Source organism: Paracoccus aminovorans (assembly GCF_001546115.1).
GTDB lineage: Bacteria > Pseudomonadota > Alphaproteobacteria > Rhodobacterales > Rhodobacteraceae > Paracoccus > Paracoccus aminovorans_B.
The window spans coordinates 610,056-632,038 of the sequence record NZ_KQ955208.1 but is presented as its reverse complement, the minus strand read 5'-3'; the positions used below and the strand labels follow the sequence as shown (position 1 = coordinate 632,038).

At 66.8% G+C, this 21,983-nt stretch carries 23 protein-coding genes; 13 read left to right on the top strand and 10 right to left on the bottom strand.

What is annotated here, in order from left to right; all coding sequences use genetic code 11:
* The first annotated feature begins 15 nt into the window (after nt 1–15).
* The 6 genes from rpsA (at nt 16) to trpB (ending at nt 5,013) form a co-directional block, all read left to right on the top strand.
* Nucleotides 16–1,695 carry a 30S ribosomal protein S1 gene (gene rpsA, locus ASV56_RS03230; RefSeq protein WP_026155090.1) on the top strand — a complete coding sequence of 560 codons (1,680 nt, stop codon included), beginning with the start codon at nt 16–18 and terminating at the stop codon, nt 1,693–1,695.
* Nucleotides 1,696–1,895: 200 nt separating this feature from the next.
* A complete protein-coding gene (gene ihfB / locus ASV56_RS03225; RefSeq protein WP_017998016.1) occupies nt 1,896–2,183 on the top strand; it encodes an integration host factor subunit beta in 288 nt (95 codons plus the stop codon).
* Nucleotides 2,184–2,232: 49 nt separating this feature from the next.
* Complete coding sequence (locus tag ASV56_RS03220) at nt 2,233–2,628, top strand: LapA family protein (protein WP_062560769.1); 396 nt, start codon at nt 2,233–2,235, stop codon at nt 2,626–2,628.
* A 4-nt stretch (nt 2,629–2,632) separates the two neighbouring features.
* Nucleotides 2,633–3,280, top strand: a complete 648-nt coding sequence (locus ASV56_RS03215; RefSeq protein WP_062560768.1) for a phosphoribosylanthranilate isomerase — start codon at nt 2,633–2,635, stop codon at nt 3,278–3,280.
* Nucleotides 3,277–3,729 (top strand): GNAT family N-acetyltransferase, encoded by a 453-nt coding sequence (locus ASV56_RS03210; RefSeq protein WP_062560767.1) that lies wholly within the window; start codon nt 3,277–3,279, stop codon nt 3,727–3,729. The genes ASV56_RS03215 and ASV56_RS03210 overlap by 4 nt, the downstream gene beginning before the upstream one ends.
* Nucleotides 3,730–3,780: 51 nt before the next feature.
* Complete coding sequence (gene trpB, locus ASV56_RS03205; protein ID WP_062560766.1) at nt 3,781–5,013, top strand: tryptophan synthase subunit beta; 1,233 nt, start codon at nt 3,781–3,783, stop codon at nt 5,011–5,013.
* 78 nt (nt 5,014–5,091) lie between these two features.
* Here the strand turns inward: trpB and ASV56_RS03200 are convergent, their stop codons facing one another.
* The 4 genes from ASV56_RS03200 to ASV56_RS03185 all read right to left on the bottom strand — a co-directional run bounded on the left by ASV56_RS03200 (nt 5,092) and on the right by ASV56_RS03185 (nt 10,141).
* Entirely contained in the window at nt 5,092–5,709 is a 618-nt protein-coding gene (locus ASV56_RS03200) for a DsbA family protein (RefSeq protein ID WP_062560765.1), read from the bottom strand.
* A 14-nt stretch (nt 5,710–5,723) separates the two neighbouring features.
* Entirely contained in the window at nt 5,724–7,265 is a 1,542-nt protein-coding gene (locus ASV56_RS03195; protein ID WP_253879849.1) for a MocR-like pyridoxine biosynthesis transcription factor PdxR, read from the bottom strand.
* Nucleotides 7,266–7,327: 62 nt separating this feature from the next.
* Nucleotides 7,328–8,707, bottom strand: a complete 1,380-nt coding sequence (gene tpa / locus ASV56_RS03190) for a hypotaurine--pyruvate aminotransferase Tpa (RefSeq protein ID WP_062560764.1) — start codon at nt 8,705–8,707, stop codon at nt 7,328–7,330.
* 132 nt (nt 8,708–8,839) lie between these two features.
* Nucleotides 8,840–10,141 carry an NCS2 family permease gene (locus ASV56_RS03185; RefSeq protein WP_062560763.1) on the bottom strand — a complete coding sequence of 434 codons (1,302 nt, stop codon included), beginning with the start codon at nt 10,139–10,141 and terminating at the stop codon, nt 8,840–8,842.
* Between the two features lie 216 nt (nt 10,142–10,357).
* Between ASV56_RS03185 and puuE the strand changes: the two genes are divergently transcribed.
* Both puuE and ASV56_RS03175 read left to right on the top strand, forming a co-directional pair.
* A complete protein-coding gene (gene puuE, locus ASV56_RS03180; RefSeq protein ID WP_062560762.1) occupies nt 10,358–11,764 on the top strand; it encodes an allantoinase PuuE in 1,407 nt (468 codons plus the stop codon).
* Nucleotides 11,765–11,799: 35 nt separating this feature from the next.
* Nucleotides 11,800–12,621 carry a bifunctional allantoicase/(S)-ureidoglycine aminohydrolase gene (locus ASV56_RS03175; RefSeq protein WP_062562215.1) on the top strand — a complete coding sequence of 274 codons (822 nt, stop codon included), beginning with the start codon at nt 11,800–11,802 and terminating at the stop codon, nt 12,619–12,621.
* A gap of 237 nt (nt 12,622–12,858) precedes the next feature.
* On the opposite strand, the gene ASV56_RS03170 is transcribed toward ASV56_RS03175, so the two are convergent.
* The 3 genes from ASV56_RS03170 to pth are packed head-to-tail and all read right to left on the bottom strand — an operon-like array spanning nt 12,859 to nt 14,970.
* Nucleotides 12,859–13,233: a DUF2237 family protein gene (locus ASV56_RS03170; protein WP_062560761.1), complete on the bottom strand. Its 375-nt coding sequence runs from the start codon at nt 13,231–13,233 to the stop codon at nt 12,859–12,861.
* A gap of 1 nt (nt 13,234) precedes the next feature.
* On the bottom strand, nt 13,235–14,281 hold the full coding sequence (locus ASV56_RS03165; RefSeq protein ID WP_062560760.1) for a DUF2332 domain-containing protein: 1,047 nt from the start codon (nt 14,279–14,281) through the stop codon (nt 13,235–13,237).
* Nucleotides 14,281–14,970 (bottom strand): aminoacyl-tRNA hydrolase, encoded by a 690-nt coding sequence (pth, locus tag ASV56_RS03160; RefSeq protein ID WP_062560759.1) that lies wholly within the window; start codon nt 14,968–14,970, stop codon nt 14,281–14,283. The genes ASV56_RS03165 and pth overlap by 1 nt, the downstream gene beginning before the upstream one ends.
* A gap of 196 nt (nt 14,971–15,166) precedes the next feature.
* On the opposite strand from pth, the gene ASV56_RS03155 reads away from it, so the two are divergent.
* The 5 genes from ASV56_RS03155 to ASV56_RS03135 all read left to right on the top strand — a co-directional run bounded on the left by ASV56_RS03155 (nt 15,167) and on the right by ASV56_RS03135 (nt 18,841).
* Nucleotides 15,167–15,796, top strand: a complete 630-nt coding sequence (locus ASV56_RS03155) for an ATP-dependent Clp protease proteolytic subunit (protein WP_017998002.1) — start codon at nt 15,167–15,169, stop codon at nt 15,794–15,796.
* Between the two features lie 158 nt (nt 15,797–15,954).
* A complete protein-coding gene (gene clpX / locus ASV56_RS03150) occupies nt 15,955–17,220 on the top strand; it encodes an ATP-dependent Clp protease ATP-binding subunit ClpX (RefSeq protein ID WP_062560758.1) in 1,266 nt (421 codons plus the stop codon).
* A 274-nt stretch (nt 17,221–17,494) separates the two neighbouring features.
* Entirely contained in the window at nt 17,495–17,869 is a 375-nt protein-coding gene (locus ASV56_RS03145; RefSeq protein WP_062560757.1) for an NADH:ubiquinone oxidoreductase subunit NDUFA12, read from the top strand.
* A 4-nt stretch (nt 17,870–17,873) separates the two neighbouring features.
* Nucleotides 17,874–18,350, top strand: coding sequence for an outer membrane lipid asymmetry maintenance protein MlaD (mlaD, locus tag ASV56_RS03140; protein WP_062560756.1), 477 nt, complete (start codon nt 17,874–17,876; stop codon nt 18,348–18,350).
* Nucleotides 18,347–18,841, top strand: coding sequence for a DUF2155 domain-containing protein (locus tag ASV56_RS03135; protein WP_082724716.1), 495 nt, complete (start codon nt 18,347–18,349; stop codon nt 18,839–18,841). Before mlaD ends, ASV56_RS03135 begins: the two co-directional genes overlap by 4 nt.
* Nucleotides 18,842–18,966: 125 nt before the next feature.
* Here ASV56_RS03135 and ASV56_RS24115 read toward each other — a convergent pair whose 3' ends face one another.
* The 3 genes from ASV56_RS24115 to ASV56_RS22460 all read right to left on the bottom strand — a co-directional run bounded on the left by ASV56_RS24115 (nt 18,967) and on the right by ASV56_RS22460 (nt 21,951).
* Nucleotides 18,967–19,251 (bottom strand): hypothetical protein, encoded by a 285-nt coding sequence (locus ASV56_RS24115; protein ID WP_062560755.1) that lies wholly within the window; start codon nt 19,249–19,251, stop codon nt 18,967–18,969.
* Nucleotides 19,252–20,049: 798 nt separating this feature from the next.
* Nucleotides 20,050–21,081 carry an IS110 family RNA-guided transposase gene (locus tag ASV56_RS03125; protein WP_062560594.1) on the bottom strand — a complete coding sequence of 344 codons (1,032 nt, stop codon included), beginning with the start codon at nt 21,079–21,081 and terminating at the stop codon, nt 20,050–20,052.
* 112 nt (nt 21,082–21,193) lie between these two features.
* Nucleotides 21,194–21,951, bottom strand: a protein-coding gene (locus ASV56_RS22460) for an IS5 family transposase (RefSeq protein ID WP_156429051.1) whose coding sequence is annotated in 2 segments (ribosomal slippage) — nt 21,194–21,627 and nt 21,627–21,951 — 759 coding nt in all. Because the reading frame shifts where the segments join, the coding sequence is not laid out codon by codon here.
* Nucleotides 21,952–21,983 lie beyond the last annotated feature (32 nt).

Sequence of the window (21,983 nt, the reverse complement as noted above, 5' to 3'; positions counted from 1 at the left end):
GGAAACTGATTATATATGTGCGCTAAAGCGACCATGGAGGAATTCGAGGCCCTCCTGAACGAAAGCCTCGAAATCGACACCCCGGACGAAGGTTCGGTCGTCAAGGGCAAGGTCATCGCCATCGAGGCGGGCCAGGCCATCATCGACGTCGGCTACAAGATGGAAGGCCGCGTCGATCTGAAAGAATTCGCGAACCCCGGCGAAGCCCCGAACATCCAGGTCGGCGACGAGGTCGAGGTCTATCTGGACCGCGTCGAGAACGCCCGTGGCGAAGCCTCGATCTCGCGCGAGAAAGCCCGCCGCGAGGAAGCCTGGGACCGCCTGGAGAAAGCCTATGCCGCCGAAGAGCGCGTCGAAGGCGCCATCTTCGGTCGCGTCAAGGGCGGCTTCACGGTCGACCTGGGCGGCGCTGTCGCCTTCCTGCCCGGATCGCAAGTTGACGTGCGCCCCGTGCGCGATGCCGGCCCGCTGATGGGTCTGAAACAGCCGTTCCAGATCCTGAAGATGGACCGCCGCCGCGGCAATATCGTCGTGTCGCGCCGCGCCATCCTGGAAGAGTCCCGCGCCGAACAGCGCGCCGAAGTCATCGCCAACCTGACCGAAGGTCAGACGGTCGAGGGCGTGGTCAAGAACATCACCGAATACGGTGCCTTCGTTGACCTGGGCGGCGTCGACGGCCTGCTGCACGTCACCGACATGGCCTGGCGCCGCGTCAACCACCCGTCCGAGATCCTGTCGATCGGCGAGACCGTCAAGGTCCAGGTCGTCAAGATCAACAAGGACACCCACCGCATCAGCCTGGGCATGAAGCAGCTGCAGGCCGATCCGTGGGATACCGTGGGCTCGAAGTTCCCGATCGGCTCGGTGCATTCCGGCCGCGTGACCAACATCACCGACTACGGCGCCTTCGTGGAGCTGGAAGCCGGCGTCGAGGGCCTGGTCCACGTCTCGGAAATGAGCTGGACCAAGAAGAACGTCCACCCCGGCAAGATCGTCTCGACCTCGCAAGAGGTTGACGTGATGGTGCTGGAGATCGACGAAGCCAAGCGCCGCGTGTCGCTGGGTCTGAAGCAGACCATGCGCAACCCGTGGGAAGTCTTCGCCGAGACCCACCCGGTCGGCACCGTCATCGAGGGCGAGGTCAAGAACATCACCGAATTCGGTCTGTTCGTCGGCCTGGAAGGCGATATCGACGGCATGGTCCACCTGTCGGACATCTCGTGGGATGCCCGCGGCGAGGACGCGATCCAGGACTTCCGCAAGGGCGACGTCGTCAAGGCGGTCGTGCAGGAAGTCGACATCGACAAGGAACGCATCTCGCTGTCGATCAAGGCGCTGGAAAACGACGCCATGGCCGAAGCGGTCGAAGGCGTGAAGCGCGGCTCGGTCATCACCGTCACCGTGACGGCGATCGAGGACGGCGGCATCGAGGTCGAATACAACGGCATGAAATCCTTCATCCGTCGTTCGGACCTGGCCCGCGACCGCCAGGACCAGCGCCCCGAGCGCTTCCAGGTCGGTGACCATGTCGACGTCCGTGTCACCAACATCGACACCAAGACCCGTCGCCTGGGCCTGTCGATCAAGGCACGCGAGATCGCTGAAGAGAAGGAAGCCGTCGAACAGTATGGCAGCTCGGATTCGGGCGCCTCGCTGGGCGACATCCTGGGCGCCGCGCTGAAGAACAAGGGCTGATCCGCGCGATCGGCTGAAAATGGCGCCCCCGGTCCTGCCGGGGGCGCTTTTCATTGCCCGGTCGCCATTTCTGCACCATAAAGTGTTGATATATACCGCAACCAAACCGCGTCCGGCCGCGTTCACCGATTGATTGCCCGGCTGCCCGGACTATGATCGGGCGACAGGAACCCTTGGACCCTCCAGATTCAGGAAGCGCAATGATCCGATCCGAACTGATCCAGAAAATCTCCGAGGAGAATCCCCACCTGTTCCAGCGCGACGTCGAGCGGATCGTGAACACGGTGTTCGAAGAGATCATCGACGCCATGGCGCGCGGCGACCGGGTCGAGCTGCGCGGCTTCGGCGCCTTCTCGGTGAAAAAGCGCGACGCGCGCCAGGGCCGCAACCCCCGCACCGGCGAGTCGGTCAGCGTGGACGAAAAGCACGTGCCCTTCTTCAAGACCGGCAAGCTTCTGCGCGAACGGTTGAACGGCGAGGCCGAATAGGCCAGATTGTCGCCGGCCCGTGAGGGCATTTCATTCTGCGGGGTAAGCCATGCGCGCGATCCGGTTCGCTTTCTTTGTCATTCTGGCCGTGGTGCTGGTGCTGGTCGCGGCGGCGAACCGCGACATGATCACCGTCAGCCTGCTGCCGCCGGCCGTGGCGCCCTTTGCCGGTGGGCAATGGTCGCTGACCATGCCGGCCTTCGTGGCGCTGTTCCTGGCCATGGTCTTCGGCGTGCTGGTCGGCCTCATCTGGGAATGGCTGCGCGAGTCGCATCTGCGCGCCGAATCCAACCGCCGCGCCCAGCATCTTGCCGATCTGCAGCGCGAGATGGGCCACCTGCGCCAGACCCAGGCCGCTGCGCCCCGCGACGAGGTGCTGGCGATCCTCGACAATGCCGGCAAGACGCCCGCCGCCTCGGGCAGCACCCTGCCGGCGCCGCGCTGAAGCCATGGCCGTCTCCGTCAAGATCTGCGGCCTGACCGAGGCCGCCGGCCTTTCGGCGGCCGTCGAATCCGGCGCCCGCTATGTCGGTTTCGTCTTCTTCCCGAAATCGCCACGACACGTCAGCGCCGAACAGGCAGCGGCGCTGGCGGTACAGGTGCCGCTGGGCATCGCCAAGGTCGGGCTCTTCGTGAACCCCGACGACGCGGCCCTGACTGCGGTTCTGGACCGCGTGCCCCTGGACCTGATCCAGCTGCACGGCGAAGAAACCCCGGCCCGGGTGGCCGAGGTCCGCGCCCTGACCGGCCTGCCGGTGATGAAGGCGGTCGGCGTGGCCGAGCCCGCCGATCTGGACCAGCTCTGGGACTATGGGCTGGTCGCGGACATGCTGCTGATCGATGCGAAACCCCCCAAGGGTGCCGAGCTGCCCGGCGGCAACGGCCTCGCCTTCGACTGGCGCCTGCTTGCCGGCCGGCAGATCCTGAAGCCCTGGCTGCTCGCCGGCGGCCTGACCCCGGACAATGTGCACGAGGCGATCCGCCTGACCCGGGCGCCCGGCGTCGACGTGTCCTCGGGCGTCGAAAGCGCCCCCGGCGTCAAGGATCCCGAGCGTATCCGCCGCTTCGCCGCCCGCGCCACCGCGCCGATCCTGTGACGCCACCCGTCGCCTTTCGCGAGGCCCGGCGCGACGAGGTTCCCGCGGTGCTGGCGCTCCTGCGCGACGACCCGCTGGGCCGCGGGCGCGAAAGCGGCGATCTCGCACCCTATCTCGCCGCTTTCGACGCCATGCAGGCCGAGGCCGCGAACCGGCTGATCGTCGGCCTGCTCGGGGATGACGTCATCGCCTGCTACCAGCTGACCTGCATCTCGGGCCTGTCGCTGACCGCCGCCCGCCGCGCCCAGATCGAGGGCGTCCGCGTCCGCCCCGACCTGCGCGGCCAGGGCATCGGCGCGGCCCTGATCCGCGATGCCGAGACCCGCGCCCGCGCCGCCGGCTGCACGCTGCTGCAATTCACCACCAACCGCAGCCGGACCGACGCGCATCGCTTCTACGACCGGCTCGGCTTTACCGCTTCGCATATCGGATATAAGAAATCCCTCTAAGGGACTTCTTTGCTCCCCAAATACCCACCCCGACCGCGCGCGAGGACAGCCATGGCCGAAGACCTGATCAACAGTTTCCTGAACGGGCCGGACGAACAGGGCCGCTTCGGCATCTTCGGCGGCCGCTTCGTCAGCGAGACGCTGATGCCGCTGATCCTGGACCTGCAGGCCGAATACGACCGCGCCAAGGAAGACCCGGATTTCTGGGCCGAGATGGACGCGCTGTGGAAACATTACGTCGGTCGCCCCAGCCCGCTCTATTTCGCGCCACGCCTGACCGAGGAACTGGGCGGCGCGAAGATCTATCTGAAACGCGAAGAGCTGAACCACACCGGCAGCCACAAGATCAACAACGTGTTGGGCCAGATCCTGCTGGCGCGCCGCATGGGCAAGACCCGCATCATCGCCGAGACCGGCGCCGGCCAGCACGGCGTGGCGACGGCGACGGTCTGCGCCCGCTTCGGGCTGAAATGCATCGTCTACATGGGCGCGCATGACGTCGAGCGCCAGGCGCCGAACGTGTTCCGCATGCGGCTGCTGGGCGCCGAGGTGGTGCCGGTGACCTCGGGGCGCGGCACGCTGAAGGACGCGATGAACGACGCGCTGCGCGACTGGGTCACCAACGTCCGCGACACCTTCTATTGCATCGGCACCGTTGCCGGCCCGCATCCCTATCCGGCCATGGTGCGCGACTTCCAGCGCATCATCGGGCGCGAGACCCGCTGGCAGCTCGAAGAGCAGGAAGGCAAGGGCCGGCTGCCCGACAGCGTGGTCGCGGCCATCGGTGGCGGCTCGAACGCCATGGGCCTGTTCCACCCCTTCCTCGACGATCCCTCGGTCCGCATCATCGGCGTCGAGGCCGGCGGCAAGGGCGTCGACGAGCGCATGCTGCATTGCGCCAGCCTGACCGGCGGCCGCCCGGGCGTGCTGCATGGCAACCGCACCTATCTGCTGATGGATGACGAGGGCCAGATCCTCGAAGGCCATTCGATCAGCGCCGGCCTCGACTATCCCGGCATCGGCCCCGAACACGCCTGGCTCAAGGAGCAGGGCCGCGCCGAATATGTCAGCGTGACCGACGACGAGGCCCTGGCCGCCTTCCAGACGCTCTGCGCGCTCGAGGGTATCATCCCGGCGCTGGAGCCCAGCCACGCCTTGGCCCATGTCATCAAGCTGGCGCCGACCCTGCCCAGGGATCACATCATGGTGGTGAACCTGTCGGGCCGGGGCGACAAGGACATCTTCACCGTGGCCAAGCACCTTGGCTTCGACATGAAGATCTGAAAGCGGTCCCGTTCCGCACGCATCAGGACGCGCCCGGCGGCATCCCGCCCCGGGCGCGTCCGGCGTTTCGGGGGCGGGTCAGTGCGCGGCCCGGGCCTCGGCCACCAGTTCGGCCAGGTCGGCGCGCGGCAGATAGCCGAAGACCGCCCGGTCGCCGACGACGAAGCTGGGCGTGCCGACCAAGCCGATCTCGTCGGCCAGCTGCAGCGACCGCTCGATGCGGGCGGTGATCTCGGGCGCTTCCATGTCGCGTTGCAGCCGTGCCACGTCCAGCCCGACCTCGCGCGCGACGCGCAGCACCGAAGCCTCCTCGGCCCTGCCGCGCACGGCCATCAGCGCCCGGTGGAACTGCGGGTATTTTCCCTGCGCCCGCGCGGCCAGCGCGGCCCGGGCGGCGTGATGCGAGCCCTCGCCGAAGATCGGGATCTCATGCACCACCAGCTTGACGCCGGGGTCGGATTTCAGGAAGGCCGTGACCTCGGGGGCGGATTTGCGGCAGAAGCCGCAATTGTAGTCGGAAAACTCGACCAGCACCACGTCGCCCCGCGCATTGCCCATGACCGGCAGGTCCGGCGCGTCGAAGACGGCGCGCTTGATCGCGGCGATCTCGGCCGCGTCCTGTGCCGGGGTAAGGCCCGGCACCAGCGACAGCCCGAGGCTCAGCGCGACGGCGATTGCGGCAAGGGGGCGGCGCATGGATGATCCTTTCCTCAGGGCTCCTCCTGAAAGCCATCGCTGCCCGGCTTGGTCAAGCGGGATGCCATGACATTTCCGTGCGGCTCGCTGCGGATCGCCTCGGCGATGCGGCGGATGCCCTCGGGGATGCGCTCGGCCGAGATCGAGGAATAGGCCAGTCGGAAGAAGCCCCGCCCGCGCGCCGGATCGGCAAAGAAGGGCCATCCCGGCTCGATCAGCACGTCGCGGGCCTTCAGCGCCTCGGTCAGCGCCGAGGAGTCGACGCCGCCGGTCGCCAGCCAGAAGCTGGAGCCGCCGTTGGCCTCGGGCGAGGCGAGTTGCAGGCCCTCTCGCGCGATGGCCTCCAGCATGACGGCCCGGCGGCGGGCATAGGCGCGGCGCATGCGATTGGCCTGGGCGTCGTAATGGCCCAGCGACAGGAAATGCGCCAGCGTGCGCTGCATGTGGCCGGGCGGATGGCGCAGCGCCATGCCGCGCAGCGCCCGCGCCTCGGCGATAAAGCGGGGATCGGCGACCAGATAGCCCAGCCGCACGCCCGGAAACACCGATTTCGAGAAGCTGCCGATATAGATCACCGCCCCGGCCCGGTCGATGGCCTTGAGCGCGGGCGAGGGGGCGCCGGCGAAGGACATCTCGAATTCGTAATCGTCCTCGACCACGGCAAAGCCCTGCGCCTCGGCCCGCGCCAGCAGTTCCTTGCGGCGGGCCAGCGGCATGGTGGAATTGGTCGGGCATTGGTGGCTGGCGGTGGTAAAGACCGCGGCCACGCCCGCCGGCACCGCATCGGGCGGCAGGCCGTGGGCATCGACCGGCACCGGCAAGAGCCGCGCGCCGCTGGCCGACAGGATCTCGCGCTGGCCGGGATAGGACGGGTCCTCGACCGCGCAGGAGGCGCCGGGCCGCAGCAGCACCTGCGCCGCCAGCCACAGCGCGTTCTGCGCCCCCATGGTCAGCAGGATCTCGCCCTGATGGGCGGCGATGCCGCGCCGGGGCAGGATCTGGCGCGCGATGTGATCGACCAGTTCGGCATCGTCGGCGTCGTAGAGATCGCCGGTCACGCTGTCGAATTCGCGCCGGCCCAGCGTGCGCATGGCGCAGTCGCGCCAGGCGGCGTGGTCGACCAGCGTCGGATCGGCCTGGCCGTAGATGAAGGGATAGGCAAAGCGGCGCCAGTCGCGCTCGCGGTCCGAGCGGCGGGCGCTGCCGAAGCGGCCCTCGAGCTTGCTGTCCCAGTCGAAGCGCGGCACCGCGGGGGCGAGGGCCGGGACAGAACCAGCCGGCTCGGCCTCGAGATGGCGCTCGATGGCGTCCGAGATGAAATGCCCGGCCCGGTCGCGGCTGGCCAGGTAGTCGGTCGAGACCAGCTCGGCGAAGGCCTGCGCCACCGTCACCCGCGCCACGCCCAGATGCCGGGCCAGCGCCCGGGTCGAGGGCAGCTTTTCCCCGGCCCGGAACCGGCCCGCCGTCACCGCCGCGATGATCTGGCGGCGCAGCTGCACCTGCAGCGGCAGGCCGGCGCCGTGGTCCAGGAAGAATGCGTCGGGGGGAATGGGCATGGCGGATCCGCGGCGGCTGTCGGAGGATCACTCCCCCGAATGCCGCCGCGGATCAAGTCCCGTCAGCCAAAGACCTTGGTCAGTGCCCGGTCGATGGTGTCGGTGATGCGGTCGATGTCGCCCTCGGTCGCGATCAGCGCCGGCGACAGGCAGAGCGTGTTGTTGAACCCGGGCAGCGAGCGGTTGGTCGCGCCGATGATGACGCCCTGCGCCAGGCATTCGGCGACCACGGCCTGGACCTTTTTCTCGTCCATCGGCTCGCGGGTCTTGCGGTCGGAGACCAGCTCGGCGCCGCAGAACAGGCCCTTGCCGCGCACGTCGCCGATGACGGCGTGCTTGTCCATCAGCGAGGTCAGGTTGTCCAGCACCCGGTTTCCCATGGCGACGGTGTTTTCCAAGAGCTTCTCTTCCTCGATGATGCGCATGTTCTCGATCGCCGCGACCGGCCCCGAGGTGCAGCCGCCGAAGGTCGAGATGTCGCGGAAGAAGCTCATGCCGTCCTCGGGTCTGTCCTTGAACATCTCGAAGACGCGCTCGGTGGTGACGGTGCAGGAGATCGCGGCATAGCCCGAGGCGACGCCCTTGGCCATGGTCACGAAATCCGGCTCAATCCCGTAATGCTGATAGCCGAACCAGGTGCCGGTGCGGCCGAGCCCGCAGACCACCTCGTCGATATGCAGCAGGATGTCGTATTTGTGGCAGATCTCCTGCACGCGCTGCCAATAGCCCTCGGGCGGGGTGATGACGCCGCCGCCGGCGGTCACCGGCTCCAGCACGATGGCGCCGACGGTATCGGGCCCCTCGCGCAGGATCACCTCCTCGATGGCGTCGGCGGCACGCTCACCGTAGTTTTCCACGTCCCATTGCTTGCGGTATTCCAGGCAATGCGGCACGCGCACGAAACCGTCGGGGAAGGGGCCGTAGGCGGTGGCGCGCTGGTCCTGGCCGCTGGTCGCCAGCGTGCCGATGGTGGTGCCGTGATAGTCGCGGTCGCGGTAGAGGATCTTCCACTTGCGGCCGCCGTGGTGGTTCGCCGCGATCTGGCGCACCATCTTGTAGACCTTCTCGTTCGCCTCGGAGCCCGAGTTCGAGTAATAGACCCGGCTCATGCCCGGCATCTTCTCGATCAGCTTCTGGGCGAAGATGGCGCCCGGCACGGTGCCGGCGGCGCCGGCGTAATAGTTCAGCTTGATGAGCTGGTCGCGGATCGCATTGGCGATGCTTTCGCGGCCATAGCCGACGTTGACGGTCCAGACCCCGCCCGAGACCGCGTCCAGGAACTCGCGTCCGGTCGCATCCCACAGCTTCATGCCCTTGCCCTCGACGAAGACGCGGGGGTCGATGGTCTCGTATTGCTTGTGCTGGCTGAGGTGGTGCCAGACATGGGCGCGGTCGGCCTCGACCACATGCGACATGTCGTTGGGATTCAGATCAAGCGTCATGGCCGGGCTCCTGCGGCAAAGGGGTTTCATCCTGACTGCGCCTGAAACGGGCAAAGGGATAGAGCCAGATTGCGCGAATAGATGAGGCCAGACCTGACGAGAGGTCAGGGGGCCGGTCGGCCCCCTGTCGGATCATTCCATGAAGAAGGCGAAGCGGATCACGAAAAGCGCCGCCACGATCCAGGTCGCCGCGTGAACTTCGCGCGCGCGGCCGGTCAAGAGCTTGATCGCGGCGTAGCTCACGAAGCCGAAGGCCAGGCCGTTGGCGATGGAATAGGTGAAGGGCATCATCAGCGCGGTCAGCACCGCCGGCGCGCTTTCGGTGACGTCGCCCCAGCTGATCTCCTCGAACTCGCGCACCATCAGGCAGGCGACATAGAGCAGCGCCGGCGCCGTGGCATAGGCCGGGACCGAGCCGGCGAGCGGGGCGAAGAACATCGCCAGCAGGAACAGCACGGCGACGACCAGCGCGGTCAACCCGGTGCGCCCGCCCGCCTGCACGCCCGAGGCGCTTTCGACATAGGCGGTGGTCGAGCTGGTGCCCAGGAGCGAGCCGGCCAGGATCGCCGTCGAATCGGCCATCAGCGCGCGGCTCAGGCCCTTGTTGGTATGGGCGGGGCCTTCGGTCAGCAGGCCGGCGCGCTTGGCGACGCCGATCAGCGTGCCGGTGGCGTCAAAAACCTCGACCAGAACCATGACCAGGATGACGTGGAAGATGCCCACGGTCAGCGCCCCGGCGATGTCGAGCTGCAGGAAGGTCGGCCCGATCGAGGGCGGCATGGAGATGACGCCGCCGAACTGGCTGGCGCCCAGCAGGATCGAGGCCACGGTGATGACCAGGATGCCGATCAGGATCGAGCCGCGCACCTTCAGCGCGTCCAGCGCCGCGATGATGAAGAAGCCGGCGATGGCCAGCAGCGTGCCGGTGGCGGTCAGATCGCCCAGGCCCACCAGCGTCGCCGGATTGTCGACGACGATGCCCGAATTCTTCAGCGCGATCAGCCCCAGGAACATGCCGATGCCCGCCGCGATGGCCGAGCGCATCGAGGTCGGGATGCCGGCGATCAGCCAGCGCCGGATGCCGGTCGCCGACAGGAACAGGAACACCAGGCCCGAGATGAACACCGCCCCCAGCGCCTGCTGCCAGGTGAAGCCCAGCGCGCCGACCACGGTGAAGGCGAAGAAGGCGTTCAGCCCCATGCCGGGCGCCATGCCGATGGGCCAGTTCGCCCAAAGCGCCATCACGGCCGAGCCGATGGCCGCGGCAAGGCAGGTCGCGACGAAGACCGCGTTGCGGTCCATGCCGGTCGAGGACAAAATGTCCGGGTTCACGAAGATGATATAGGCCATCGTCAGGAAGGTGGTGATGCCGGCGATCACCTCCGTCCTTACGCTGGTGCCATGGGCCGTCAGCCCGAAGTGCTTGTCTAGCATGGTTCCTCCCATCGGCGGTTTGCCGCCATGCGCTCACACTATGCGCAAGCAGGCAAGACCGACCATCCCGGTTCCAGCGACAGAGTTTCAATCGGTTATGGATAAATCGCGATTTTCAACGAAATCTTGGATCTGTTTTTAGGAATAGGCGCTTGCCTGAAAGCCCGTCCAGATGGTCTGTGCTATCAAGCCGGAAGAACCAGAAGGAAGCAAGCGATGCGATACAGCCGCGACATGATTGGCTATGGCGAGACCACGCCCGATCCGAAATGGCCCGGTGGTGCCAAGATCGCGGTGCAGATCGTCATCAACTACGAGGAGGGCGGCGAGAACAGCCTGGAACACGGCGACGCCGCCTCCGAGGCCTTCCTGTCCGAGATCATCGGCTGCCAGCCCTGGCCGGGCAAGCGGCACTGGAACATGGAATCGATCTATGACTATGGCGCCCGCGCGGGCTTCTGGCGGCTGCATCGCCTGCTGAAGGACACGCCGGTCACCATCTATGGCGTGGCGACCGCGCTGGAGCGCGCGCCCGAGCAGGTCGCGGCCATGCAGCGCGCCGGCTGGGAAATCGCCACCCATGGCTACAAATGGATCGACTACCGCGACATCCCGGCCGAGACCGAGGCCGAGCATATCGCCAAGGCGGTCGAGCTGCACACCCGCGTCACCGGCGAGCGGCCGCGCGGCTTCTACCAGGGCCGCACCTCGATGAACACGGTGGGCCTGGGATGCGAGGAGGGCGGCTTCGAATACCTGGCCGACACCATCGCCGACGACCTGCCCTATTGGCACGTCCACAAGGGCAAGCCGCAGCTCATGGTGCCCTATACGATGGACGCCAACGACATGCGCTTCTCCTCGGGCCAGGGCTTCGGCACCGGGGTCGAGTTCTTCGACTATCTGCGCGACAGTTTCGACGTGCTCTATGCCGAAGGGCAGGCCGGCGCGCCCAAGATGATGTCCATCGGCCTGCATTGCCGGCTGGCCGGCCGTCCGGGCCGCGCCATCGCGGTGCAGAAGTTCCTGGAGCATTGCCGCAAGCATGAGGGCGTCTGGTTCGCCACCCGGCTCGACATCGCCCGGCACTGGGCCAGGACGCATCCGTTCCAGCCGCGCCAGCGCCCGTCCGAAATGGCGCGCGAGGAATTCGTGCAGAAATTCGGCGGCATCTACGAGCATTCGCCCTTCATCGCCGAACGGGTCTGGGACGGCGAGATGGGCGCGATCCACGACACGCCCGCCGGCCTGGCCGCGCGCATGGCGCAGGTCTTCCGCGGCGCCTCGGACGAGGAACGGCTGGGCGTGCTGGTCGCGCACCCGGACCTGGCCGGCAAGCTGGCGCTGGCCAAGCGGCTGACGGCGGAAAGCACCTCGGAACAGGCCTCGGCCGGGCTCGATGCGCTGACCGATGCCGAGCGCGAGGCCTTCCAGGCGCTGAACACCGATTATGTCGCCAAGCACGGCTTCCCCTTCATCATCGCGGTCCGCGACCACGACAAGCCCGGCATCATGGCGGCGATGCAGGCACGCATCGGCAACGACACCGCGACAGAGCGGGCCGAGGCCGAGCGCCAGGTCATGCGCATCGCCGAGTTGCGGCTGCATGACGCGCTGAAATAGGATTCCCGATGAACAATATCCCGAAAGGCGCGACCATGGCCGCACCGAGTTATGCCGGACCCTTCGCCGGTCTGCCGCCCCAGACCGACCTGACCACCGACACCGCCGTCTTCACCGAGGCCTATGCCGTCATCCCCGCCAGCACGATGCGCGACATCGTGACCAGCTTCCTGCCGGGCTGGACCGGCATGCGGCTGTGGATGATCGCCCGGCCGCTCTCGGGCTTTGCCGAGACCTTCAGCCAGTATATCGTCGAGCTGCAACCGCAGGGCGGCTCGGACCGGCCGGAAGAGGACGCGGGCGTGCAATCGGCGATCTTCGTCACCGACGGCGCCGTCACCCTGACCATTGCGGGCCAGGTGCATGAGTTGACCCCGGGCGGCTTTGCCTATGTTCCTGCCGGCACGGAATGGACGGTGCGCGCGGGCGACCAGCTTTCGCGCTTCCACTGGTGGCGCAAGCGCTGGCAGGCGGTCGAGGGGCTGGACAAGCCCGAGGTGATCATCGCCAACGAACGCGACATCGCGCCGATCCCGATGCCCGACACCAATGACAGCTGGGCCACCACCCGCTTCATGGACCCGACCGATATGCGCCACGACATGCATATCACCATCGTGACCTTCAAGCCGGGCGGCTCGATCCCCTTCGCCGAGACCCATGTCATGGAGCACGGGCTGTTCGTGATCGAGGGCAAGGCGGTCTATCGCCTGAACCGCGACTGGGTCGAGGTCGGCCCGGGCGATTTCATGTGGCTGCGCGCCTTCTGCCCGCAATGCTGCTATGCCGGCGGGCCGGGGAACTTCCGCTACCTGCTCTACAAGGACGTGAACCGCCACGCGCCGATCTGGAAATAAGGCGCCCGCCCCGGTCGAAAGCCGGGGCGGTGTCGTTTCGGGGCTGGAAGATGTCCTCGATCCGGCAGTCGAAGAGCTGCGCCAGCCGCAAGGCCAGCGGCAGGCCGGGGTCGCAGCGGTGCCGCTCCAGCGCATCGACGGTCTGGCGCGAGACCTGGAGCGCCTCGGCCAGATCGCCCGCGCTGGGCCCGCAATTCATCGGTAGCGCAGATGCCCCGGAATCTGGCTTTACACCGCCTAGCCCTCGCGCCCGGCGGCATGGGCCTGCAGCAGGGCCAGCGGCACGATATCCAGCGTGCGGGCATGCGTCGCCGCCAGCACCACCTCGGGCGCGGCGAATTCCTGCGCGGCTTGCAGGAAGCGCGCCGCGCAAAGGCACCAGCGGTCGCCGGGCTTCAGCCCCGGAAAGCGGAACTCGGGCCGCGGCGTGCTGAGGTCGTTGCCGAGGTATTTCGACAGCGCCAGAAACTCGGCGGTGACGATGACGCAGACGGTGTGGCGCCCGGTATCCTCGGGGCCGGTGTTGCAGCAGCCGTCGCGGAAAAAGCCGGTCATCGGCGCGGTCGAACAGCTTTCCAGCTTGCCGCCCAAGACGTTCAGCGCGGGGTCCATGTCAGATCTCCTTCGGCTGCCAGTCGAGCCAGCGGCCGTGAAAATCGGCCCGGCCCAGATCCCATTCCCGCAGGCCGCCGGCCCAGAGCCGCAGCCGCAGGGCGGCACCGTCGCCGCCATCCGCCTCCATCGACAGATGCGCCAGCGGCGTGTCGGGCGCGGCGCGCGCGCCGGCGTCCTGCAGCGCCGCCTCGATCCGGTCGCGGGTAGATTGTGGAAAATACTGCGCGGCGACGGTGTGATAGACCAGCCGGCCCTGCGATGCCGGCCTGGCCAGCTGCGTCTCCAGCCAGTCGGCGGCATCGGCGCGCTCGACATGCGGCGGATGCTCGGCGGCGATGGAGAGCGCCGCCCGCAGCCGCGCCAGCCGGTCGCGCTGGTCGGCCCAGACATAGGCCATCAGCCGCGCCCCGTCGCGCTGCGGGTCGAGCGGGTTCAGGTCCACGCCTTGCGCGCCGGTGATCGCCAGCGCCGCCGGTTGCGGCGGCGTCCCGCGCCACAGCGGCGCCAGCCGCAGCGCCGAAGCGGGCTCACCGGCAAGAGTGGGTTGGAATCCCTTTTCATCGGCAAGGCTGTAGCGCGGAAAGTTCAGGTTCAGCCCGGCGCTGGCACCCAGCTCCAGCAGCTCGAAAGCGGCGGGCTGCGTCATCCGGCCCAGAAACCAGGCGCCGGCGATCAGCACCGCCGAGCGGCCGACCTCATTCGTCTGCGGCGCATGCTCGATGAATTCCAGGATAGGCCTGTCATGCTGCTGAATGATATCGGCAATCACCCTATCCAGGTCCACCCCGCCGCCCATGGCATAGGCGCGCGCCAGATCCGGCGCCTGTTCCGAAAGCACCAGCGCATGCAGCGCACCGCACAGCCGCAGCGGCAGGGAATCCGCGCCGACCGCCGGATCTCCCGGCCAGGATTTGACCCGCCGCCCGACCGGCCCCTGGTCGGCTGCAATGGCCCGCGTCAGGGATTCGCAGACCCGCGCCGTCAGGCCCGAGCCCAGGGCACGGCAGGCGCGCGTCTGATCGGCGAAGGCCTGCTGCCAGCCCATCAGCGGAACCGGTCGCCAAGCGCGCGCAGCCGCTCGGCCATGCTTTGCGGTTCGGCGGCGGGCGGGGCCTTCGGCGCGGGCGGGTCGGCCGGCTTTTCCTGCCGCGTGCCGCTGTTCCGCGCCGGGGCCACGCGGGCCGCGACCGCATTCATCAGCCGCGCGTCGTCGCCCGCAGCCAGCGCCGCCGCCCCGTCCGAGATGCCGCGCAAGAGGTCGTCCAGCCCCTCCTGCTCGGCCTTGGCGAAATCCGACAGCACATAGCCCGCGACCCGGTCCTTGTGGCCGGGGTGGCCGATGCCGATGCGCAGCCGCCGGTAAGCCTCGCCGATATGCTGGTGGATCGAGCGCAGCCCGTTGTGGCCGGCATGGCCGCCGCCGGTCTTGACCCGCACGCGGCCGGGCGCGAGGTCCAGCTCGTCATGCAGCACGATCACCTCGGCCGGCGTCAGCTTCAGATAGCGCATGGCCTCGCCCACCGCCTGGCCCGACAGGTTCATGAAGGTCGCGGGTTTCAGCAGCGTGACGCGCTCATCGCCCAGGCGGCCCTCGGCGATCTCGCCCTGGAAGCGCGCGCGCCAAGGGGAAAAGCCGTGGTCCGCGGCGATGCGATCGACCGCCATGAAGCCCACGTTATGCCGGTTTTGCGCGTATTTCGGGCCGGGATTGCCCAGGCCCACGATCAGTTTCATGCGTTTCTCCGTCGCTCGGCGCCAGAGTAACGGGGCGGGCGGCGAGGGGCAAATTTTATCGCTCTCTTGTCCTCGCGGGCTGGCGTTACTAAGACTCTGTCAACCTTTCGCGTCTATGAGACGACGAGGCGCCACCGCGCTTTCGGGTCGAATCGCGAAACGGGCAGGCCAGGCAGGGACAAAAGCAGGAAAAGACATGCACGATCCGGCAGAATTCTACATGAACACGCTCGTCCCCATGGTCGTCGAACAGACCAGCCGGGGCGAACGCGCCTATGACATCTTCTCGCGCCTGCTGAAGGAACGGATCATCTTCCTGTCCGGCCCGGTGCATGACGGCATGGCGACGCTGATCTCGGCGCAGCTCTTGTTCCTCGAGGCGGAGAATCCGACCAAGGACATCAGCATGTATATCAACAGCCCCGGCGGCGTGGTGACCGCGGGCCTGTCGATCTATGACACCATGCAATACATCAAGCCGCGCGTCTCGACGCTGGTGGTGGGGCAGGCGGCCTCGATGGGTTCGCTGCTGCTTTGCGCCGGCCAGCCGGGCAACCGCTTCTCGCTGCCGAACTCGCGCATCATGGTCCACCAGCCCTCGGGCGGCTTCCAGGGCCAGGCGACCGACATCCTGATCCATGCGCGCGAGACGGAAAAGCTGAAGCGCCGCCTGAACGAGATCTATGTCCAGCACACCGGCCGCACCCTGGAAGAGGTCGAGGAGGCGCTGGAGCGCGACCGCTTCATGTCGCCCGAGGAGGCCAAGGAATGGGGCCTGATCGACGAGATCCTGGAGCCGCGCGGCAAGGCCACGCCCGAGAAATAGGATAAAATCTCGGCAAGTCGCCGAGGTTTGGGATTGTGACGGGCAGGTGGCGCCCGTAACATATGCCGAAATGCGCGGGGCACGCTTCGTCCCGTCCGCGAACAGGCGGTCGCCCGGCAGTCACGCCGGGCCTCCGAGGCAATACGAGGATCGAACCGATGGCCAACCCGACCGGCGGCGACAGCAAGAACACGCTCTATTGCAGCTTCTGCGGCAAGAGCCAGCACGAGGTCCGCAAGCTGATCGCCGGGCCGACCGTGTTCATCTGCGATGAATGCGTCGAACTCTGCATGGACATCATCCGCGAAGAGACCAAGACCTCGGCGCTGAAATCCGGCGACGGCGTGCCCAGCCCGCGCGAAATCTGCAACGTGCTGGACGATTACGTCATCGGCCAGGAACATGCCAAGCGCGTGCTCTCGGTCGCGGTGCACAACCACTATAAGCGGCTGAACCACAGCTCCAAGACCGACATTGAGCTGGCGAAGTCAAACATCCTGCTGATCGGTCCGACCGGCTGCGGCAAGACGCTGCTGGCGCAGACCCTGGCCCGCATCCTGGACGTGCCCTTCACCATGGCCGATGCGACCACGCTGACCGAGGCCGGCTATGTCGGCGAGGATGTGGAAAACATCATCCTGAAGCTGCTGCAGGCCTCGGAATACAACGTCGAGCGGGCGCAGCGCGGCATCGTCTATATCGACGAGGTCGACAAGATCACCCGCAAGTCCGACAATCCCTCGATCACCCGCGACGTCTCGGGCGAGGGCGTGCAGCAGGCGCTGCTGAAGATCATGGAGGGCACGGTGGCCTCGGTGCCGCCGCAGGGCGGGCGCAAGCATCCGCAGCAGGAATTCCTGCAGGTGGACACCACGAACATCCTGTTCATCTGCGGCGGTGCCTTTGCCGGCCTCGACCGCATCATCGCGCAGCGCAACAAGGGCACGGCGATGGGCTTCGGCGCCTCGGTCAAGGAAAACGACGACAAGGGCGTGGGCGAGCTCTTCAAGCAGCTCGAGCCCGAGGATCTGCTGAAATTCGGCCTGATCCCGGAATTCGTCGGCCGCCTGCCGGTCATCGCCACGCTGGGCGATCTGGACGAGGCCGCGTTGATCACCATCCTGACCGAGCCGAAGAACGCGCTGGTCAAGCAATATCAGCGCCTGTTCGACCTGGAAAACGTCAAGCTGACCTTCACCGAGGACGCGCTGACCGCCATCGCCCGCCGTGCCATCAAGCGCAAGACCGGCGCGCGCGGCCTGCGCTCGATCATGGAGGACATCCTGCTCGACACGATGTTTGACCTGCCGGGCATGGACAGCGTGGCCGAGGTGGTGGTTAACGAGGATGCCGTCGACAACGCGACCGCCAAGCCGCTGCTGATCCACACCGACGCCAAGAAGGAAACCGCGACCGCCAGCTAAGACGGCCTGACGGTGTCGCGGTGATCTCGCCCGGCGTTGCCGGTTGGATTGGCTGGCAGCCCGCAGGACAGGCATGGACGCTGGCATGCGGCAGGCGTCTGTTCCTCGGATTGGTCGACTGGATCGGTGCAGCTGGGCTGCCGCGACTCTCGGGTCTGATTCCGCTCCGGCCCGTCTTCGCCGGCGGGGGCGGGACCGTCAGGCGCAACTTCTCTGGACCTTCCGGGCGAGTTGCGCCATATCTCGGCCAGACAAATTCAAGAGGTTCGCACCCATGTCGCTTCTGCTTCGCATCCTGACCTGGTGGAACAGCCAGACCCTGAACACCCAGGTCTGGACCAGGCTCTACGGCGAGAAGGTCGGCCAGGATGATCAGGGCAACGTCTATTACCAGTCGGGTGGCGGCAAGCGCCGCTGGGTGATCTACAATGGCGAGGCCGAGGCAAGCCGCGTCTCGCCCGAATGGCACGGCTGGCTGCATCACACCTACAAGCAGCCGCCGACGCAGGAGCCGCTGGGCCACAAGCCTTGGGAAAAGCCGCATGAGCCGAACATGACCGGCACGCCGGCCGCCTATCACCCGGCGGGTTCGCTCTATCGGGCCGAGCCGGCGCAGCGCCGCGACTACGACGCCTGGCAGCCCGAGTAAGCCGGTGACCAGCGCCGCCGAACGGGCCGAGCTATGGGTGGGCGCGGCGGTCCTTGCCGTCGCAGCCGGCTTTCTGGCCTGGTCCGCCGGCGGCAGCGCATGGCGCGGCCAGCTGGGTGGCGGCTATGAACTGCGCGCGGCTTTTCCGAACGTGGACGGGATCGAGGTCGGCACCGATGTGCGTGTCGCGGGGGTCAAGGTCGGCCGGGTGGCGGCAGTCGAGCTGAACCCGCAGACCTATTTCGCCGAGGCGCGGCTGCGGCTGCCCGAGCGGATCGTGCTGCCCACCGACAGCGCGGCGCTGATCCAGTCGGACGGCCTGCTGGGCGGCGCCTATATCGAGCTGCAACCCGGCGGCGCGGCCGAGAACCTGCAGCCTGGCGACGAGATCGAGGACGTGCAGGGCGCCGTCAGCCTGCTCTCGCTGATGATGAAATTCGTGGATTCGCAAAGCGCGGCCGACGAGGAGGGCGCCCAATGACCGAGTTTCTGACCCGCGCCTGCCTGTGCCTGCTGCTGGCGGCAGGCCCGGCGCTGGCCCAGGACGAGGTGCCGGACGAGGACCAGCAGCTGATGGTCGACCCGGCCTTCAGCGACGATCCGCAGGCAGTGGTGCCGGCCGAGCCCTCGGCCGCCGAGCGCCAGCGCGCCGCCGAGGCTGCCAAGGGCCCCGAGACCGCGCGCGGCCAGGGGGCGCAGCTGCGCGGGCTCGACAAGATCACCGGCCAGACCCGCGACTTCGAACTGGCCAACGGCCAGTCGGTGGAATTCGGCCGTCTGCAGGTCAGCCTGGCGGAATGCCGCTTTCCGGCCGCCGATCCCAGCGCCGACGCCTATGCCGAACTGACCATCACCGACCGGCGCGCCAACAAGCAGGTGTTTTCCGGCTGGATGATCGCCTCGGCTCCGGCGCTCTCGGCGCTGGACGATTCGCGCTATGACGTCTGGGTGGTGGCCTGCGACCGGGCCTAGCAGCTGGATCTGATCGACGGGTTGGTTCGCCATGTCGTGGTCGTCTCGAGGGCCGCATTTGCGATTGTGTCAGCCTGCAACAATGATGAGCTGGTGCGGCCTGTCGCTTTCTTCGAGGTGTGTCTTCAGTGCCGGATTGCGGCCTGCGGCGGGTGCTGCCTGGAACAGAACATCTCGCAGCGCTCGCCGCCCCAATCGGTCGCTTGCCGCGCAGGTGGTAGGGCACGGCTTGTCATGGCTGCGGCTTCGTCGGCGGTCATCCGGCCGAAGTCGGGCATCTCGGCGATCAGGCTGCCCATAACCGGGCCAATTCCGGGAATGGGACGCTGCAGCCGGGCCTGTCGCCAGATTGTTCTCTCGTGCGACGGCACTTTCGATCCGCGCTCGATCTCTCCGATCTGATCCGGCATGGTTTTCGGGCGCCGGCCAGGTTCTTGAGATCGTCGACGACTCCTTGTCTCTCGCGGCGCAGATCCGGGCTGTAAGCCGCTTGCGCGTGCCGACGATCTGGGCGCGCCGGGTCCGCAGCTTTCCCTGCGGCAATAGCCGCCCGGCTTATGGCCGGAATTGCATGAAGCCTGCCCCGAGCCCTGTATCGTCCGGTCCGGCTTCGCGCGCGTGCCTCGGGAGCGGCGGGCTTCGATCTGTGCGCGTTGCACGGAATCCCCAAGCTTCCGGCTCAGCCTTGCGAGCGCAGCTTGCGGTCGCCGCACCATTTCTGGCAAAGGTCGCACCATTAACCGCGGGATCAAACAGGCTGCCAGGCGCGGCGATAATGCCCGCCTACCCGGGGATAGATGCAGGGGATAGCCCAGCCTAGGCTGCTTTCGGACCGGTCTCTGGCCTGGTCGACAGAATGCAGCCCGGACCAGCCTAGGCTCAGGACTTCGGTAACGGGGTCGTCCCAGTCAAGCGGTTTTGCGCATACGGGATGTGCCGCCGGAGCGCGCGGTCTTGTTCTTTGAGAAAGTGATCTGCTTCCCTGTTCGGCAGCCTTCGCCTGAGATCGACCCGGGTGCATGCTTCGGTCCGTGGTCAGCGCTGTGGCTGCCAACATGATGCTGGTTCAATGCAATTCCGATGTGCCCATCTCATTGGCGTGCTCGATACGATCGGCATCAGTCCTGAGCACGGCATCACCGGAACCGCGTCCCGTGGGGACCTCGAAGGCCCGCGATCAGGCGGGCAGCAGTCTGGAATCTGTGTCTTCAGCCGGCATGAAGCACGGGAATGTCAAAACGGAAGTCGGTGTCATCCTTCCACATCCGGTGCAGGATCACGGCGATGCGGCGGGCCAGCGCAACCATCGCGCGCTTGGCACCCCGACGGCGCGCAAGTTTTGCCGCCCAGGTTCGCAGCCAGCTCGCCCGTCCACGATGCATCATGACGGTTGCGGCCTGGCACAGCGCGCGTCGAAGGTTGACGTCGCCTGCCTTGGTGATCCCGCCCGAGATGTCGCGCTCGCCCGACTGGTTGCGAGACGGCGTCAGGCCGACCCATGGTCCGACCTTCTTCGAGGATGTGAAGCGGGCGGGATCATCGACAGCGGATCGATAGGTCAACGCCACGACGGCGCCGATCCCGGGCATCGACATCAGCCGACGACAGACCGGATCTTCCTGGGAGAGTTGACGGACATTGCGTTCAAGACCCGCCAGCTCTCGCCGCAGCGCCGCGCGCGCGCGAAGCATGGGTTCGGTTGCCGCTTCCAGCATCGGGTTGCCCGCCGCCAGTTCGCGGATACGCTGTTCGAACCTGCCGCGGGATATGGTGCCAACCTTGAGCCCGAAGTTCCGCAGCAGCCCGCGCAGTGACATTTCCAGCGTGATAAACCCTTGTTGCACAGCCTTACGAGCGCTGAGCACCGCTCTAACCTCCTGTGCAGACACCGATTTGCAATGAACGGGTCGGAACCAACCAAGATGAATCAGACGTGCAATACCCTCTGCATCCCGCCGGTCCGTCTTGATCGGCATGGCCTTCAGGGCGCCTTTTACCTGTCTGGTTTCCATTAGAACGACAGGTAGTCCCGCATCTGACAACCCGCGATGCAGCCACTGCGACAAGGGGCCAGCCTCAAGCCCGACGGCGGCAATTGCGCCGTCCTGGTCGCAGATCCAGCACGACAGCGCTTTGGGCTCGCTGGCCACCTGCGCCTCCTTCACGATCTTCCCATGCTCGCTGATCACGCAGATCGCGGTCTTCTCCAGCGACACATCCAGCCCGACAAACAGCTTCATCCCGCAGTCCTCCATGTAGATCCGATACGGGAATGGCGCCAGCTTGCCCTCAATCTTGCAACGGTAACGGGCGGGTCGCGACGCAGGCCCCGTTACGGCACCTCGTTCTGGATCATAGCCAGAACAAGACGGTTGCGGCGAGCATGATCGCAGAGAAGAAGGTTTCCGGGCAGCGGTCGTATCGGGTGGCGACACGCCGCCAGTCCTTCAGGCGCCCGAACATGACCTCGATGCGGTTGCGCCGCTTGTAGCGCCTCTTGTCGTATTTCACCGCTTTCTTGCGAGACTTCCGGCCCGGAATGCAGACCTTTATCCCCTTGTCTTTCAACGAATCTCTGAACCAATCGGCATCATAGCCCCTGTCGGTCAGCAGCCAACCCGCTTTCGGCAGGCTGCCCAACAGCGCCGCCGCGCCGGTGTAATCACTGACCTGCCCGGCCGACATGAAGAACCCGATCGGTCGCCCCTTCGCATCCGCAACGGCGTGCAACTTGGTGTTCATGCCGCCTTTGGTGCGCCCGATCTGGCGCCCGCGCCCCCCTTTTTCACGCACAGGCTCGACGCCGTGCGGTGTGCCTTGAGGTAGGTCGCGTCGATCATGATCGTCTTGTGCTCGGCGCTCTCGGCGGCCAGGCCGGCCATGATCCGGGCGAAGACGCCGTTGTCGCTCCAACGCTTCCACCGGTTATAGAGGGTCTTGGCCGGGCCGTATTCCTTGGGCGCATCGCACCACCTCAAGCCATTGCGATTGATGAATATTATACCGCTCAGAACGCGACGATCATCGACGCGGGGCTTGCCATGGCTCTTCGGGAAGAACGGCTTCAAGCGATCCATCTGCGTGTCATTCAGCCAGTAAAGGTTGCTCATCGATCAGATCTCCTCCCGGTGCCTGAATCACG

Coding starts and splice junctions, on each gene's coding strand:
- rpsA (WP_026155090.1), top strand. CDS start 16: ATGTGCGCTAAAGCGACCATGGAGGAATTCGAGGCCCTCCTGAACGAA.
- ihfB (WP_017998016.1), top strand. CDS start 1,896: ATGATCCGATCCGAACTGATCCAGAAAATCTCCGAGGAGAATCCCCAC.
- ASV56_RS03220 (WP_062560769.1), top strand. CDS start 2,233: ATGCGCGCGATCCGGTTCGCTTTCTTTGTCATTCTGGCCGTGGTGCTG.
- ASV56_RS03215 (WP_062560768.1), top strand. CDS start 2,633: ATGGCCGTCTCCGTCAAGATCTGCGGCCTGACCGAGGCCGCCGGCCTT.
- trpB (WP_062560766.1), top strand. CDS start 3,781: ATGGCCGAAGACCTGATCAACAGTTTCCTGAACGGGCCGGACGAACAG.
- ASV56_RS03200 (WP_062560765.1), bottom strand. CDS start 5,709: ATGCGCCGCCCCCTTGCCGCAATCGCCGTCGCGCTGAGCCTCGGGCTG.
- ASV56_RS03195 (WP_253879849.1), bottom strand. CDS start 7,265: ATGCCCATTCCCCCCGACGCATTCTTCCTGGACCACGGCGCCGGCCTG.
- tpa (WP_062560764.1), bottom strand. CDS start 8,707: ATGACGCTTGATCTGAATCCCAACGACATGTCGCATGTGGTCGAGGCC.
- ASV56_RS03185 (WP_062560763.1), bottom strand. CDS start 10,141: ATGCTAGACAAGCACTTCGGGCTGACGGCCCATGGCACCAGCGTAAGG.
- puuE (WP_062560762.1), top strand. CDS start 10,358: ATGCGATACAGCCGCGACATGATTGGCTATGGCGAGACCACGCCCGAT.
- ASV56_RS03175 (WP_062562215.1), top strand. CDS start 11,800: ATGGCCGCACCGAGTTATGCCGGACCCTTCGCCGGTCTGCCGCCCCAG.
- ASV56_RS03170 (WP_062560761.1), bottom strand. CDS start 13,233: ATGGACCCCGCGCTGAACGTCTTGGGCGGCAAGCTGGAAAGCTGTTCG.
- ASV56_RS03165 (WP_062560760.1), bottom strand. CDS start 14,281: ATGGGCTGGCAGCAGGCCTTCGCCGATCAGACGCGCGCCTGCCGTGCC.
- pth (WP_062560759.1), bottom strand. CDS start 14,970: ATGAAACTGATCGTGGGCCTGGGCAATCCCGGCCCGAAATACGCGCAA.
- ASV56_RS03155 (WP_017998002.1), top strand. CDS start 15,167: ATGCACGATCCGGCAGAATTCTACATGAACACGCTCGTCCCCATGGTC.
- clpX (WP_062560758.1), top strand. CDS start 15,955: ATGGCCAACCCGACCGGCGGCGACAGCAAGAACACGCTCTATTGCAGC.
- ASV56_RS03145 (WP_062560757.1), top strand. CDS start 17,495: ATGTCGCTTCTGCTTCGCATCCTGACCTGGTGGAACAGCCAGACCCTG.
- ASV56_RS03135 (WP_082724716.1), top strand. CDS start 18,347: ATGACCGAGTTTCTGACCCGCGCCTGCCTGTGCCTGCTGCTGGCGGCA.
- ASV56_RS24115 (WP_062560755.1), bottom strand. CDS start 19,251: ATGCCGGATCAGATCGGAGAGATCGAGCGCGGATCGAAAGTGCCGTCG.
- ASV56_RS03125 (WP_062560594.1), bottom strand. CDS start 21,081: ATGAAGCTGTTTGTCGGGCTGGATGTGTCGCTGGAGAAGACCGCGATC.